This window comes from Flavicella sediminum (assembly GCF_006381105.1).
GTDB classification, from domain to species: domain Bacteria; phylum Bacteroidota; class Bacteroidia; order Flavobacteriales; family Flavobacteriaceae; genus Flavicella; species Flavicella sediminum.
Genome location: NZ_VDET01000002.1, coordinates 141,205 through 157,198 on the forward strand (window position 1 = coordinate 141,205; position 15,994 = coordinate 157,198).

Consider the following 15,994-nt stretch of genomic DNA (forward strand, 5'->3'; position numbering starts at 1 on the left):
AATTGAATATAGTTCACAATCTTATTTAAGACTACTATTACCGAATTATATTACCGAAAACTTTTTAATTATGAATACGAAAATTACTTTAATGGCAATGTTCTTACTAACTGCAACAACAATTGCGCAACCAATTCTTACGGCAATATACTCGAGTGATTGTACTGTAAAACCTAGAGGAATTGAAATCTATGCCAAAGGAACCGTAGATTTTTCGTTATACAAAATCTAAAACCAAGCAAACGGTACTACTGTAGCGTTTGCTGACAGAAGTATAGACTTGAATGCATTAGGAACTAAAACAAATGAATTTGTTTACATTACTATTAACTCATCGGAATTTGCATTTACCGTTGCTGATTTTGCTGGAGTTGACGGAACAGAACCTTGGCTAGAGGCAGGCAATGTTGCTTGGGTTAACGGAAACGACGCAGCAAGAATTGTAAGAAAATCTGACGATGCAATCATAGACTTCTATGGAGTTGAGGGAGAAAATGGAGATGGTAAACCTTAGGATTATATTAAAGGTTATGCAAAAAGAATTAACGCTACCATGCCAACTAGTGATATTACAATAGCAGATTGGGAAATTAATAAGAATGCATTTTCAGGCAAAGGACTATGTCAAGACCCGGATGCCGCTATCTTATCATCTGTTGCTGATTTAGGAACTTATAACACTACAGCTCTATCTGTAAACCATAACGAATCTACAGAATTCTCTATTTACCCAAACCCTGCTAATAAGGAAATTAATATTTCTAGTTTACAAACAATTTCTACTTGTAACATAATGGATCTTAGTGGTAAGATTATTGTTTCCAAAGCACCTGAAAAAACGACTGCTTCATTTGATGTGCGTTCATTTTCTCCTGGAATATATATTATTCAACTAATAGACCGTAAAAATTCAATAAACACATAAAAAAATTATGATTGAATAATTCTACATTTGTTTTCTAAATAGAACATCGTATGCTTTCTAATTTAGATAAAAAAATTGCTACCTATAACAAAATAAAAGCGTAAAACTCCAAAGACTATATAGGTTTTTGGAGTTTTTTTTTGCTTTTAGACATCCAAATTCAAAAATCATTTAAGAACGCCTAAGAACAATAATTAAACCTTTCAGAACAAACCAAACGCTGCTCCAATACTATTTTAGCTCTCGAAAAGTCAATTAAAGTAATTGACAACTAATAACTAAAAAAATAAATTATGAGAAACAAGATTACTTTAATGGCAATGTTCTTTCTAACAGTAACAACATTTGCGCAACCAATTATTACCGCAATTTACTCTGGAAATTGTACGGGTGCTGTACCAAGAGGAATTGAAATCTATGCGAATGGAGAAGTAGATTTTACGCTGTATCAATTTCAAAACCAACCCAATGGAGTTGGCTTTACAAGAATGTTTGATATGGATGGACTAGGAACTAAAACAGACGAATTTGTTTATGTTTCGAGAAATACAGGGGAATTTTCGGACACGACAACTGAATTTGCAGCAATTACAGGAACAGAAACGAATTTATACGACGCCAATACTGGATGGGTAAGTGGCGATGATGCCGTTAGAATTGTAAGAAAATCTGATGATGTCGTAATAGATTTCTATGGTGTAATAAATGAAGACGGAACCGGGAATCCTTGGGATTATACAAAAGGTTACGCTAAAAGAATTAATGGCACAATTCCAACAGGTGCATTTACAATTGCTGATTGGAACATTGCTAAAAATGCATTTTCAGGCAAAGGTCTATGTAATAGCGAAGCTTTGTTATCCGATGTTGCCGATTTAAAAACTTATAGCACCGTAGCTTTGTCTGTAGATCATAACAAATCAATAGAATTCTCTATTTACCCAAACCCTGCTAATAAGGAAATTAATATTTCTAGTTTACATACAATTTCTACCATTAACATCATGGATCTTAGCGGTAAGATTATTGCTTCTAAAACCCCTGAAAAAACGACTACTTCTTTTGATGTGCGTTCATTTTCTCCTGGTATATATATTATTCAACTAATAGACCGTAAAAATTCTGTGAGCACAGAAAAAATTATTATTGAATAATGCTACAATTGATTCAGTGAACTCAAAAACTTGGTAAAACTCCAAAGACTATAAAGGTCTTTGGAGTTTTTTTTACCTGTAGTAATTCTAATTCAAAAATTATTTAAGAACCCCTGAGAACAATAATTAAACCGTTCAGAACAAACAAAACTGCACGTCAACGCTATTTTTGTCCATGAAAAGTCTATTAAAAATAATTGACAACTAATAACCAAAAAAACTAAAATTATGAGAACCAAAATTACTTTAATTACAATGTTACTACTAACAGTAACATCATTTGCGCAACCAATTATAACAGCAATCTACAGTGGAGATTGTAGCGGTAAACCAAGAGGAATTGAAATATATGCAAAGGGGGAGGTGGATTTTACACTATACAAAATTCAAAACCAAGCAAATGGAACAGGAGTAGCCTTTGCCGATAGAAGTATTGACATGGATGCATTGGGAACTATCACAGATGAGTTTATTTATGTTATTAGAAACTCAGGAGAATTTTCTGATACGGTAACTGATTTTGCCGCAATTGATGGAACAGAAACGGTATTATACGGTGCTGATGTTGCATGGGTAAGTGGTGACGATGCGGTTAGAATTGTAAGAAAATCTGACGATGTCGTAATAGATTTCTATGGTGTGCTTGATGAAGATGGAACCGGGAAGCCATGGGATTACCTAAAAGGTTACGCTAAAAGAATTGATGGAACCACACCAACAGGTGCCTTTACAATTGCTGACTGGAGCATTGCTAAAAACGCCTTCAAGTTGAAGGGAATTTGTCAAGATCCTGATGCTGCAATCTTGTCATCAGTTACTGACCTGGGAACTTATAGTACTGTCGCTTTATCTGTAAACAATAGCAAAACAACAGGATTTTCAGTTTACCCAAATCCAGCAAACAATGAAATTAATATTTCAAATTCAAACGCCATTGCTAGTTTTAAATTAATTGACATCAGTGGAAAAACCATACTTACAAAAAATAACATTGGTCAAAACTCAAAAATAAATATAGAAAACATCGAAAGTGGGCTTTACATTATTCAACTAATAGACCTACAAAACAATGTAGCTACAGAAAAAATAGTTATAGAATAAGGCTACTTATTAAATATATTTTGAATTTGTAAAATCTTTTCAAAGTTTAAATGAATGAGAAAGCTCAACAGTTACTGTTGAGCTTTTTTTTATATTTTCATAGAAGATTCCCTTACATTTAATCTTCCATTTAAAACAATAGTCTGCGGTACAAACAAGCCTTTTGTTTCAATCTGTTCTAACAACAAATTAGCGGCTGTTTGTCCAATATCTCTGGTAGGCTGACTTACAGAGGTTAGTGCGGGCACAATATGTTCCGCCAATCGAGATTCTGAGAACCCAACAAAGGCTATGTCTTTAGGTATTTCGTACCCATGTTCTTTAAAAACTTTCATGGCTCCTATTGCACTTTGGTCACTTGCCGCAAATATAGCACTCGGTACTTCTTTATTTTCAATCATTTCTAAAGCCACTTTTGCACCAGCTTCCATAGAAAAACTACACGCTACTTTTCTTCCTAAAGGAACTTTGTATTTTCTATGTGCCGCATCAAAACCTTTCAATCTGTTTTTTGAAAGCGTTAAATTCTTAGGCCCCGTTAAATGCACAATATCTCTATGCCCTTGGACTAATAAATGTTCCGTAGCAAAAAATGCCCACTTAAAATCATCAAATACTACTTTTGATGCGGGTAGGTCTTCCACTACCCTATTAAAAAAAACAATCGGCATATCAGAATCGATCAATTTTTTATAATTTTCTATATTCTGATTTTCGCAGGACAAAGAAATAATCAATCCATCTACCATGTTATCAACCATGGTTTTTACATTGTTAAACTCAGTTTCCCAAGATTCGTTTGACTGCATAATCAATACCTGATATCCTTTTTCTAACAAAATTTCCTGCGCTCCCATAATAACTTCAGGAAAAAAACTATTCACAAATTCAGGAACTATAATTCCTATATTTAAAGAACGCTGTTGAATTAGTTTCCTAGCAATTGGATTGGGTCGATAACCCATCTCTTCTGCCGTTTTCAAAATCAATTCTTTTGTTTCGGTTCTAATGTCATACTTGTCATTAAAAGCCCTTGACACAGTTGAAACTGATACATTCAATTTTCTGGCTACATCTTTTATAGTGATATGTTTCATAAATCAATATTAAAGAATAAAAAGCATTTCCGCAAACACCGGAAACGTTTCCGATAAAAATAAGGTTTCCGAAAACGTTTCCGAAACAAAAATAAATTCAATTTGCAATAAAAAACATTTTGATGGCTATATTTAGCATCTATTTTTACTTTTCAACCTGAATGGACAAACCATTTAACCATGAAAAAATTAATTCTAACCGCATTATTACTCACCTGCACCTTCATATCATTTAGTCAAAAAACACAGGTTTATGGAACTATTCAAGACGAGACAGGCATGCTGATTTCTGGAAAAATTTTGTAGCTCCACCAGATACAAAATACTTCAAAAAAATAAAAAAAGAGCTGGAATCCAACTTCGGTGTTCCCTTAGAAACACAATTCAAATTGGTCAACTAAATTTTAATTCTCAAATAAAACACAACCTTCAAAATCTTAAATTGATTCTTGGAGTTTTTTCACAAAGCCTCATATTCATTGAGCATTCTAAAACAAAAAAAACTCCTAAGAACAATTTTTATTCAGTGAAGCACAACAAAAGGACTGCAATTTCTGAAGTTTGTAAGCACAAACCACTCAAACATGAAAAAATTAATTCTTATCCTTCTATTTATTGGAAGTTCAATCAATGCTATAGCTCAAAAAACACAAGTCTACGGTACCATACAAGACGAAACAGGTATGTTGATTCCCTATGTTTCTGTAAGTTTTGCTAACAATACCAAAGGTACCACCTCCAATGATGATGGAGAATTTGTTATACAAGTAAGCAACGAAGAAAAACAAGATACATTAACGATAAATTGCCTTGGTTTTAATACGTATGAAATAAAAATTCAAGACTTAATTGACAAAAAAGACAAGAATATAGTTTTAACAGAAACCGCTATTAGTTTGAACGAAGTAGAATTACTTCAACCAGATGTTTACGTACAAAGAGCCATAAAACAATTAAAGACCAATACTATTAGTAGCAGACACCAACTGACCTTGCTATATCGAAGAGCTTCTAGTGAAGAAGGCAAAGCACGATTTTTTACAGAGCACTATTTAAAAATTTATGACAAAGGTCCAGCCGCTAAAAAAATGACATCCATAGAAGTGTTGGAATCTAGAAAATCTGCGGATTATCGGTTTCTTAAAAAGAAAGAAAACCATCACTCCATTATTCCTATGACGGTTCGCAATCCGTTAAGACATTTAAGATCTACAAAAAACATCCAATGGACAAAAGAAGGAGATTCTTCTTATGAAGGAGAAGATGTACTTATTATCAAAGGAAAACCAAAAGATGCAGCTCCATTTATCATGTATATTGGTGTGGATACTTACAAAGTGTACAAAGTTGATAATGCCGCTAATAATTCATTGTATGTCTATAAAAATAATAATGAAGGAAAATTACAACTAGCTTACCACAGTCGACAATGGAAATCTGGCGTTCCAATTTCCAAAAAATTACAAAAAAACTTAAAGAAGTCTAAACCTGAACTTTCGGCAACTTACAAACACGAAGTATTTGTTTTAGACGTTGAAACAAATAAAAAGAAAATGAAGGTCAGAAACCAAGCAAAAGCCTGGACAACAGACATGGGTGATTTAAAAGTTCCTTATCACAAGGAATTTTGGGCTAACTTTATTACACCTCCAGATACCAAATATTTTAAGCAAATAAAAAAAGAATTAGAATCCAACTTCGGTGTTCCCTTAGAAACACAATTTAAATTGGTTAACTAAGTCTCATTTTATTCCTAAAAGCCCTCCAAAGATTTCTTTAGATCCTTGGAGGGCTTTTTGCTTTTAGAGCATTTATACACCCCTTGTATGAATTATTTAACAGAATAAACAAAACACCGAAAACGTTCCCGACGACAAATAACGTTTTCGGGAACGTTTCCGAAAACATATTCATTGTAATCCTTCTAAGAAAGCCTAAATTTGATTGTATAAGTATCTTAAATACTAAAATTTACAATCATGACTACAATTGATATTGCTGTAATTTTAATTTTCACATTGCTCGTTTTTATTTGTGGAATGAGTTTTTCCAAATCTGGAAAAAATATGAAATCCTATTTTGCCGCAGGTGGTGCTTTGCCATGGTGGATGAGTGGGTTGTCACTTTTTATGAGTTTTTTCTCCGCAGGAACCTTTGTGGTTTGGGGCTCTATTGCCTATAAAAGTGGTTGGGTGGCCATTGCTATACAATGGACCATGTGTATTGCTGGTTTAATTATCGGTTTTTGGATTGCTCCTAAATGGCAAAAAACAAAAGCCTTAACTGCTGCTGAGTTTATTACCGATAGATTGGGCTATAAAACACAGAAAATTTATACTTATTTGTTTTTATTGATTTCCGTTTTTACCACCGGAGCTTTTTTATATCCTGTGGCTAAAATCGTTGAAGTTTCTACGGGCATCCCAATTACGGCAAGTGTTATTTTTTTAGGAATATTAATTTTAATTTACACAGCTGTTGGTGGTTTATGGGCCGTTATCGTAACCGACGTTTTACAATTTGTGGTTCTTACCGCAGCCGTACTTATAGTCGTTCCTTTGTCTTTTGATAAAATTGGAGGCATCAATCAATTCATCAATCTAGCGCCAGATAATTTTTTCAACTTTGTAAATGAAGAATATACGCCAGGATTTTTAGTTGCTTTCGGACTTTATAATTTATTTTTTATTGCAGGAAACTGGGCCTACATTCAACGTTACACTAGTGTTGCAAGCCCTAAAGACGCCAAAAAAGTAGGTTGGTTATTCGGTGGATTATATACGATCAGTCCGCTTATTTGGATGCTACCTCCTATGATTTACAGAGTATTAAACCCTGGACTTGGCGAGTTGGCTGAAGAAGGAGCCTATTTATTAATGTGTAAAGAAGTATTGCCTGTAGGAATGCTAGGTTTGATGCTAGGAGGAATGGTTTTTGCCACTTCAAGTTCGGTCAATACAACCTTAAATATTTCCGCAGGAGTTTTGGCTAACGATGTCTACAAACATTTCAAACCAAACACCAGTGATAGCGACCTAGTAAAAGTTGGGAAACGATCTACCATTATTTTAGGAATTATTACCATAATTGTTGCTTTATTGGTTCCGTTAATGGGTGGAATTGTTAACGTTGTTATGAGTTTAGCTGCCTTAACAGGTGGTGCCATGTTCCTACCTCCTCTTTGGGCGCTTTTTTCCAAATACCAAACCGGTAAAAGTGTTTTGTTGGTTACCCTTGTTTCTTTAGCCATCAACGGATTTTTCAAATTTATAAGTCCTGAGTTATTCGACTTTGCTTTGGATCGTGCTACGGAAATGGGTGTAGGAGTAGGAATACCCGTTGTGTTATTAGCCATTTTCGATTTTTATGCGAAATCAACAAAACAGAGTACCGAACAACATGAAAAACACCAAGGTATTGTTTCCACAAAAGTCTCTGCAACCAAAGAAGAAAGCGAAAGTGGTAATAAAAAAGGAAGTAGAGTCATTGGAATTGGCGTGGCAGCTACTGGGCTATTGGTACTCGGACTTTCATTTATTGCAGAAACAGGAGCGTTTCTTGTTGGAGGAATGGGAGTTGCCGTTTTAATATTAGGCTTATTCGTGATCAAAAAAAATCTTAATTAGAAAATTACAATTAAAAAAATATGTTAGTACAAAATAACAGCGCGGCTATTAGACAAAACAAAACAACTAGCTTACAAAGTGAATTTGTAGTTATTGGAGGTGGAACTGCCGGTGTTTGTGCCGCTATAACAGCAGCAAGAAAAGGTGTGAAAACGGTATTAATTCAAGACCGACCTGTATTAGGAGGAAATGCTTCTTCTGAAGTTCGCTTATGGATTTTAGGTGCTACTTCTCATATGGGAAACAACAACCGTTGGGCTCGTGAAGGAGGTGTCATGGATGAAATTCTTGTTGAAAATTTATACCGAAATAAAGAAGGAAATGCTGTTATTTTTGATACCGTATTACTAGAAAAGGTATTGAACGAAGAAAATATTACACTACTACTAAATACCGCTGTGTACGATGTAAGTAAATCTGATGACAAGAATTTAGAATCTGTAAGAGCATTCAATCCACAAAACTCAACAGAATATATTATCAAAGCTCCTTTATTTTGCGATGCTTCTGGTGATGGAATTGTAGCCTTTAAAGCTGGCGCTTCTTTTAGAATGGGAGCCGAAACACAGGAAGAATTTGGAGAAAAATTTGCTCCAGACAAAGCGTACGGAGAGCTATTAGGACACTCCATGTATTTTTATAGCAAAAACACGGACAAACCTGTAAAATATGTGGCTCCAGAATATGCTTTAAAAGACATTACTGCCATTCCACGTTACAAAGCTATTGGTAAGGACGATAAAGGTTGTCGTTTTTGGTGGTTTGAATATGGTGGTCGTGGCGATACAATTCATGAAACAGAAGAAATTAAATACGAACTGTGGAAAGTAATCTATGGTGTTTGGGATTATATTAAAAATTCAGGAAATTTTGAAGATGTGGACAACATGACTTTGGAATGGGTGGGTACGGTTCCTGGTAAACGTGAAAGTAGACGTTTTGAAGGATTGTACATGATCAAACAACAAGATGTTATTGGTCAAAGTAAATTTGACGACGCGATTGCACATGGAGGCTGGGCCATAGATTTACATCCTGCCGATGGTGTTTATAGTGAACTTTCAGGCTGTACCCAGTGGCATTCAAAAGGTGTTTACGACATTCCTTATAGATCTTTTGTTAGTAAAGATATAGACAACTTATTTTTAGCAGGAAGAATTATTAGTGCTACACATGTGGCTTTTGGTTCTACTCGTGTTATGGCCACTACCGGTTTATGCGCACAAGCATTAGGAATGGCCGCTTCTATTTGTATAGAAAACAAAATAAAACCTGCACAAATTCTAGAAAATGGATTGATTAAAAAATTGCAAAATGAACTGAATCTATTTGGTCAAAGTATTCCTAGAGTGCCTATTCAAAAAGAAAGCAATTTATTATCAAAAGCAACGATAAAAAGTTCTTCTTCTTTAAAATTAACTAAAATAATTGGAGATGGAGAGTGGATGAATTTAGGAACGGCTACTGCTCAATTGTTGCCTTTAAAAGCGAATCAGAAATACAAATTTAAGGTACTAGCCAATGTTTTGGAAGCTACGAATATTGAAATTCAATTACGTACTTCTATCAAAGCTGAAAATTACTGTCCAGAATTAATTTTAGAAACTCAAATTTCTTCCTTAGAAAAAGGAGAACAAGAAATTGAATTCGAATTTGACACGACACTTACCGAGGATCAGTATGCGTTTGTTACTTTTCTTTCAAACGACAAAATAGAACTTAAAAATAGCAACCAACGATTTACAGGAATACTTTCTGTATTTAATGGCGTTAACAAAGCGGTTTCTAATAATGGAAAACAAACACCACCTGCAGCCATTGGTGTAGATACTTTTGAATTCTGGATTCCTCATAGACGACCTGAAGGAAAGAATATCGCCTTAGAAATTTCTCCTGCTATTGAAGTATTTGAAGAGAACAATATTAGAAATGGGTTTGTGCGTCCAGGAAAAACGAGCAATGCTTGGTCGGCTAGTTTAGAAGACAAAAATCCTAGTCTGACAATTACTTGGGACGAAGTTCAAGAAGTTTCGGAGATCAAGTTGTTCTTAGACACAGACTATGACCATCCTTTAGAATCTACCTTAATGGGACATCCTGAAGAAGTAGCTCCTTTTTGTTTAAGAAACTATAAAATTACAGACCTAAACGGAAACCTGATTGTAGAAAAACAAGGCAATTACCAAACCATTAACACTTGGAAATTAGAACAACCTATACAAACAAAAGGCTTTATTATAGAAATGGAACACCCGTTGGAAAATGTACCTGCTTCCATTTTTGAAATTGTATGTCAATAATTTTAAATACATGAAAAAAATAACCCCTTTTATACTTTCTTTATTCCTTATAGGATGTAACGTGCATAAACAGGCTACGAAGAACACCAACAATACGGATCTTAGTCTGAATGGAACTTGGAATTTCTTAGCCAATAATGACATCCAAGAAACGGAAGTTTTACATGCCAATTATTCAACTTGGGATCAAATGAGCGTTCCTGGAAATTGGGATTCGGAGAACAAATACTCCAATTATGTCGGCAAAGGCTATTATCAAAAAAACATTACGATTCCACAAGCATGGAAGGGCAAACAAGTACGCTTAAAATTTGATGCTGTTTATGAAACTTCAAAAGTATGGCTTAATGGAGAATTACTGGGCACACACAAAGGCGGCTATACTCCTTTTGAATTCAATATCTCAAAAAATGCTAGTTATGGTGCTATAAATTCACTTGTCGTTTTGGCCGACAATAGCTTTAAGCGTGGTGCTTGGTGGGCATGGGGAGGAATTAGTAGAGACATCCATATTTATACAAATGATGCAATCCGATTGGTTTGGCAACATATAGACGCTGTTCCAAACTTTTCAAAAGGAATAGTTCATTTTAAAATTGAGTATAAAATAGAAAACAATGGAGAAAAAGCAGAACACTTAAAAATTGTTTCCAATATTAAAACTGCCTCTGGAGATACCTGTGTTACAAAGCAACAAATGCTGGAAGCACAAAATGGCATTACAAAAACAAGTGTTGAGTTTTCAGAAAAACTAGCTGATTTGGAATTATGGCATTTTGATCATCCTACTTTATATCTTTTAACTTCAGAAATTTCAACCAAGTCAAAAATATTACAAATAGATAGCGCTAAATTCGGAATTCGAAAATTAGAAGTCAAAGGAGAAAAGTTAGTTCTAAACAATGAACCTATACGTGTTAATGGATTTAACCGTGTTCACGATCATAGATCCTTTGGAAATACAGAACCTGATGAACTCATTCAGCAAGACATACTTGATATCAAATCTTTAGGAGGTACTTTTTCTAGAATCATGCACGCCCCTGCTTCAGAAAACTTATTGGCCTTTTGCGATAGTATTGGTTATATGCTAATTGAAGAAATTCCTGTTTGGGGAAGAGGTGCTCCTAATGCAAGGGCAAACAATCCTATTACTAAACAATGGCTAACGGAAATGATTGAAAGAGATTACAATCATGCCAGTGTTGTTGGCTGGAGCGTAGGTAATGAAATTGGTAATTTAGATGGTGATTGGGCCGACATGACCATGACACCTGATCAGTACAACTATGTAAATTCTATGTTTGACCATGTGATCGCTTTAGATCCGAATAGATTAAAAACGTATGCTAGTTTTACGGCTTATTTACCAAAATCTGACAACACCAATGAACCTGTAGCTAAGGCAGATTTTATTTCAATAAACACCTATGGGAAAGCCTATGACAAAGCTGTAAAAACACATAAAAAATTTCCGAACAAGCCTATTTTCTTTTCTGAAATTGGAAAGGGACAAATTGGAGAAACGAACACTTCGCAACTGGCCAAATCCTTAGTTGACGATTTAGCCGAAATTCAAGAATTACCTTATGTTATGGGTTCGGCTTTATGGACGTATAACGACTATAGAAGTAATTACAAAGCCACACCTGCTTCAGGAAACAGAGCATGGGGTGTGGTAGATGTATGGAGAAATAAAAAACCCGTCGCTTATAATCAAATTCAAGATATTTATGCCCCTATCAAAAATATCTCTTTCACTTTAAGTGACAGATGGATAAATGTAATGGTTACCCCTAAATCAATTAAAGAATTACCTAGCTACATTTTAAAAAACTACCACCTGACTTGTCGCTTTTTTGATGAAAACGATAAAGAAATAGCTTCTCAAAAATCTAAACTACCTACAATACATCCTGGAGACGAATTGTTTTTTATCTCCTTCAAAAATATTTACAAAGCGGCTTATTTTAAAATTTCATTGCAATCGCCTCTAGGAATAGAAATGAAAACAATTTTCAATCATTCCAAAAAATCGTTAAAAAAAGACCAAAATCTATCAGATAGAATTATTCATTTGGAAAAGAGAACGAACGAAATTATACTCGGTTACAATGTATCAGAAGAAGAAACTTCATTCACCATTAAATATGGAGAAAACATTCCTTCAAAAACTATTGAAACCAAGCTTAAAGGATCCATTAAAATTCCTTGGCAATCTAACAAACCGTTCACTATTCAAATGAAATCTAACAAAAGTGACTGGTCTAAAATAAAAAGCATCAACTAAAGTTTTAAATTCCGATTATGAAAAACCTATATACGCTACTCTTCCTACTTGTCCTATTTTCTTGTACATTGCAAAAAAAACATGAGTCGACTTATGAACCAACCACTAGTAGTTTAAATGGTGAATGGAAATTTAACACCATTTACGGTCAAGGTTCAAACCCCTTAAATATTCAGGAACTAGCTTCTGATATTGTGATTGATAACGATGATCAAAACAAGGTTGAAATAAAAGGAAATTGGAATACTAAAAAAATTGGAGGAAGAGGCTCTGTTTTTTATGGACAAAACTACTTAAGTCATCATTTTTCTAAAAATGAATCAGCAGATAATTATGTGCGTTTCAAACCTTCAATAGCTAAAACTGGATATTATGAAGCATTTGTTAAATATCCATTTGCTTCACATTTAACCGCTCAAATTAACATCAACAGTTCAGAAGGAAAAACATCAAAATATGTAAGTCAAAGAACTGATTGCGGACAATGGATTAGTTTAGGGATCTATAAATTCAATGCTTTAGAAAACAATTATGTAGAAGTTACTGCCATTACAGAAGGTGAAGTGGCTGCAGATGCCATACTTTTCAGACCTATTTCTAAAGAAAAATATGTAGAAGCAAAAGAACAACCAAATCAGATTTATTTACCCGAATTCAACGATTCAGATTGGCATCATTTAAAAGTTCCTGGTCACTGGGGAATGATCAATTCTTATTCTAATTACAATGGTTTGGCTTGGTATCGAAAAGAATTTGAATTGCCAAAAACATGGAAACCGAATGCGAATGAAAAAATTAGATTAAAATTTGATGGGGTTTATCATGTTGCTAAAGTATATTTAAATGGCCTATTTATAGGAAAACACCGAGGTGGATTTACTCCTTTTGAATTTGAAGTAAAAGACATTTTAAATTTTAAAGAAAAAAATACGATTGCTGTTGAAGTCGACAATAGAAATAAAGTTGGTGCCACATGGAATTGGGGAGGAATTATTCGAGGTGTTCATTTAATTAAAAATAACGTTGTCCGAATTAATAACCAATACATGCATGCTGAGCCTAATTTAACAAAAGGAACGGCAAGTTTAAAATTGAAAGTAAGGTTGGAGAACAATTCTTCAGAATCCAAAAATATTACTATCCATTCTATAATTTCTAAAGACGGAAAATTAGTAGAGCTAAACAAAACCGTTTCCGTTGCTGCGCAAACAACAATGGATGCAGAGCTAACAGGAAGTTTAAAAGCTAGCGATGTAAAATTATGGCATTTTGATCATCCTGAATTGTACAATTTAGAAACAACAATTTCAGAGCAAAACAAGTCCATAGATTTGAAAACCGATCATTTTGGAATACGCAAAATTGAGGTTACAGCTTCTAAATTGTTATTAAATGGTGAGCCTGTTCGTTTAGGTGGATTTAACCGTGTAAGTGAGCATCGATTTTGGGGTTCTTCAGAACCTTTAGAAGTTTTAGAAAAAGACATGGATTTGATGAAAGAAGCAGGCGCAAACTTTATGCGAATTATGCATGGTACCCAAAACGAAAAACTCATTGATTTGTGTGATAAAAAAGGAATTCTAATTTTTGAAGAAGCCAATGTTCGTGATTTAAGCAACCCTGAATTTACACCTCCCCACTACCCTTTAGCAAAAGAATGGATTAAGGGAATGGTGGAACGTGATTGGAATCACCCAAGTATTATTGGTTGGAGTGTTGGAAATGAATTAAGCAATCATTATGATTATGCAAAGTTAACGATGGATTATGTTCGTGAAATGGACCCAAATAGATTGGTTACTTGTGTTAGTAATAGCGGACAAAAAAGTTTTTCCAATCGTAAAACTGATCCGAATACGGAAGTAGATATTATTATGCACAATATGTATCGTTGGCAAGGAGAACCTCAAGTTATTATTGATAAATTGAGGAGCGAATGGCCAGAAAAACCCATCTTTATTTCAGAATATGGTTTTGACCCGTATCCAACAACTTCCTTAGACGGAGATCAACAGATATTTTCTGACTGGAACCAACATTGGAGAGGCAAAAATGAATTTGTTATTGGAGGTTCGCTTTGGACATTCAATGATTATAGAAGTGGTTATGCAGCAACTTCACAAGAAGAAAATAGAGTTTGGGGACTGGTTAGCGTTTGGAGACAAAAAAGAAGAATGTTTGACAGAGTTGCCAAAGAATTTAGCCCTATCAAAGATATTAAAGTCGAAAACTTAACCATTTCTAATAACAAAGCAAACGTGATCATTCCTATTAGAGGATTAGCAGATTACCCAAGCTACAGTTTAAAAGGCTATCAATTAGTCTGGTCTTTTAGAGCTCCTGAGGGAAAAATAGTTTCAAAAAACTCGAAAAACCTGCCTTTACTTTCACCAACTGACAAAACATGGAGTGGTGAAATTACTTGGAGTAAATTACCTGAAAACTTATTGGATTTACGTATCCAACTTATGAGTCCGACAGGCTATGCACGTTATGAAAAAACAATCTCCTTAAAAACACCTAATGCTCCAATAATTAAGGCCGTTGATTTAGGCGACAAATCTGCACGTGTGTTGTTTGAAAAAGTTCCTGGAGCTAAAGAGTATTTTGTGCGCTATACAAATGATGACGGAACGATAACAGAATCATTTAAAACAATTACAAATGCCATTGAAATTGAAAACTTAAGCAATCATAAAGCCTACACTTTTAGTGTCATTTCTATAAATGAGAAAGGAGAATGTCTAGCACCTAATTCAATAGAAGCAACACCAAACGGAAAACTACTAGCACCTAAAATTTGGGAAGCATTTATAACAGATAATAAAGCTGTGATTGGTTATACAAGTGAATTTGAAGACACGTTTTACAATGTAAAATATGGTGCTTCAAAAGAAAATTTAAATAACGAATTTAGATCTAATGTTAGAGGTATGATGACCATTGATTTAGAGAATGAAAGTGAAATTTATTTCCAAATTCAACGAGAAACTAAAGGTCAAAAAGGGAGTTGGTCGCAAATAATTAAAGCAAATTAGTATGAAATTAACACGAATAGACATCATTGGCAAAATGGAGAAACAGAAAATAGTCAATTGGGCTATACAGAAGGACTTTCGCCAGGATATGCCCATACTTATGAAAAGGCTATAAAAACCAAGCGAATTCGTTTTTCATCTAAGAATTCAAACCACTTTCATATCAAAAAATTTCGTATTTACGAAGAAAACATAGAATGTGAATTTCCTAGAAATATATTATCTAACAACGCAGACAATATTGTAACAGGTTTAAATAACCTTTCAAAGGACAGTCAAGTTACAATTACTGCTAGTGGTCTTTATAACGATACCTTTAAAATTTCTGATGTTGCTAATGGTAGTATTACAACAGGGTGGGTTTCTCAGAAAGAAGGTGAAAAATGGTTGGAGTTTGAATGACCTTCAGGAAAAAAGTTGGACATATTCAGTTCATAAATAGGTAAAAAAAAATAATTGGAAT

General features: G+C 34.2%; 12 protein-coding genes. 11 read left to right on the forward strand and 1 reads right to left on the reverse strand.

All coding sequences use genetic code 11. The annotated features are described in order from the left end of the window. Positions 1-70: 70 nt before the first annotated feature. From FGM02_RS18005 to FGM02_RS01520, 5 genes are all read left to right on the forward strand, one after another. Complete coding sequence (locus FGM02_RS18005) at positions 71-232, forward strand: hypothetical protein (RefSeq protein ID WP_166461111.1); 162 nt, start codon at positions 71-73, stop codon at positions 230-232. Positions 233-280: 48 nt separating this feature from the next. Then, the gene (locus FGM02_RS01505) at positions 281-514 is read left to right on the forward strand and encodes a hypothetical protein (protein ID WP_139956255.1); all 234 of its coding nucleotides are present in this window, start codon (positions 281-283) and stop codon (positions 512-514) included. A gap of 39 nt (positions 515-553) precedes the next feature. Beyond that, positions 554-925 (forward strand): T9SS type A sorting domain-containing protein, encoded by a 372-nt coding sequence (locus FGM02_RS01510; RefSeq protein WP_139956257.1) that lies wholly within the window; start codon positions 554-556, stop codon positions 923-925. 293 nt (positions 926-1,218) lie between these two features. After that, positions 1,219-2,079, forward strand: a complete 861-nt coding sequence (locus FGM02_RS01515; protein ID WP_139956259.1) for a T9SS type A sorting domain-containing protein — start codon at positions 1,219-1,221, stop codon at positions 2,077-2,079. A 228-nt stretch (positions 2,080-2,307) separates the two neighbouring features. Continuing rightward, positions 2,308-3,180, forward strand: a complete 873-nt coding sequence (locus FGM02_RS01520; protein WP_139956261.1) for a T9SS type A sorting domain-containing protein — start codon at positions 2,308-2,310, stop codon at positions 3,178-3,180. Positions 3,181-3,269: 89 nt separating this feature from the next. Here the strand turns inward: FGM02_RS01520 and FGM02_RS01525 are convergent, their stop codons facing one another. Continuing rightward, entirely contained in the window at positions 3,270-4,277 is a 1,008-nt protein-coding gene (locus FGM02_RS01525) for a LacI family DNA-binding transcriptional regulator (protein WP_139956263.1), read from the reverse strand. A 584-nt stretch (positions 4,278-4,861) separates the two neighbouring features. Here FGM02_RS01525 and FGM02_RS01530 point away from each other — a divergent pair. From FGM02_RS01530 to FGM02_RS01555, 6 genes are all read left to right on the forward strand, one after another. Beyond that, entirely contained in the window at positions 4,862-6,016 is a 1,155-nt protein-coding gene (locus FGM02_RS01530) for a carboxypeptidase-like regulatory domain-containing protein (RefSeq protein ID WP_139956265.1), read from the forward strand. A gap of 240 nt (positions 6,017-6,256) precedes the next feature. Beyond that, the gene (locus tag FGM02_RS01535; RefSeq protein ID WP_139956267.1) at positions 6,257-7,903 is read left to right on the forward strand and encodes a sodium:solute symporter family protein; all 1,647 of its coding nucleotides are present in this window, start codon (positions 6,257-6,259) and stop codon (positions 7,901-7,903) included. A 20-nt stretch (positions 7,904-7,923) separates the two neighbouring features. Then, complete coding sequence (locus FGM02_RS01540) at positions 7,924-10,203, forward strand: FAD-dependent oxidoreductase (RefSeq protein WP_139956269.1); 2,280 nt, start codon at positions 7,924-7,926, stop codon at positions 10,201-10,203. A 10-nt stretch (positions 10,204-10,213) separates the two neighbouring features. Continuing rightward, positions 10,214-12,493 (forward strand): glycoside hydrolase family 2 protein, encoded by a 2,280-nt coding sequence (locus FGM02_RS01545; protein ID WP_166461112.1) that lies wholly within the window; start codon positions 10,214-10,216, stop codon positions 12,491-12,493. A gap of 17 nt (positions 12,494-12,510) precedes the next feature. Then, positions 12,511-15,531 carry a glycoside hydrolase family 2 TIM barrel-domain containing protein gene (locus tag FGM02_RS01550; protein ID WP_139956274.1) on the forward strand — a complete coding sequence of 1,007 codons (3,021 nt, stop codon included), beginning with the start codon at positions 12,511-12,513 and terminating at the stop codon, positions 15,529-15,531. Positions 15,532-15,588: 57 nt separating this feature from the next. Beyond that, positions 15,589-15,933, forward strand: a complete 345-nt coding sequence (locus FGM02_RS01555) for a hypothetical protein (RefSeq protein ID WP_139956276.1) — start codon at positions 15,589-15,591, stop codon at positions 15,931-15,933. Positions 15,934-15,994: the final 61 nt, after the last annotated feature.

Coding starts and splice junctions, on each gene's coding strand:
- FGM02_RS01535 (WP_139956267.1), top strand. CDS start 6,257: ATGACTACAATTGATATTGCTGTAATTTTAATTTTCACATTGCTCGTT.
- FGM02_RS18005 (WP_166461111.1), top strand. CDS start 71: ATGAATACGAAAATTACTTTAATGGCAATGTTCTTACTAACTGCAACA.
- FGM02_RS01540 (WP_139956269.1), top strand. CDS start 7,924: ATGTTAGTACAAAATAACAGCGCGGCTATTAGACAAAACAAAACAACT.
- FGM02_RS01545 (WP_166461112.1), top strand. CDS start 10,214: ATGAAAAAAATAACCCCTTTTATACTTTCTTTATTCCTTATAGGATGT.
- FGM02_RS01550 (WP_139956274.1), top strand. CDS start 12,511: ATGAAAAACCTATATACGCTACTCTTCCTACTTGTCCTATTTTCTTGT.
- FGM02_RS01525 (WP_139956263.1), bottom strand. CDS start 4,277: ATGAAACATATCACTATAAAAGATGTAGCCAGAAAATTGAATGTATCA.
- FGM02_RS01510 (WP_139956257.1), top strand. CDS start 554: ATGCCAACTAGTGATATTACAATAGCAGATTGGGAAATTAATAAGAAT.
- FGM02_RS01530 (WP_139956265.1), top strand. CDS start 4,862: ATGAAAAAATTAATTCTTATCCTTCTATTTATTGGAAGTTCAATCAAT.
- FGM02_RS01520 (WP_139956261.1), top strand. CDS start 2,308: ATGAGAACCAAAATTACTTTAATTACAATGTTACTACTAACAGTAACA.
- FGM02_RS01515 (WP_139956259.1), top strand. CDS start 1,219: ATGAGAAACAAGATTACTTTAATGGCAATGTTCTTTCTAACAGTAACA.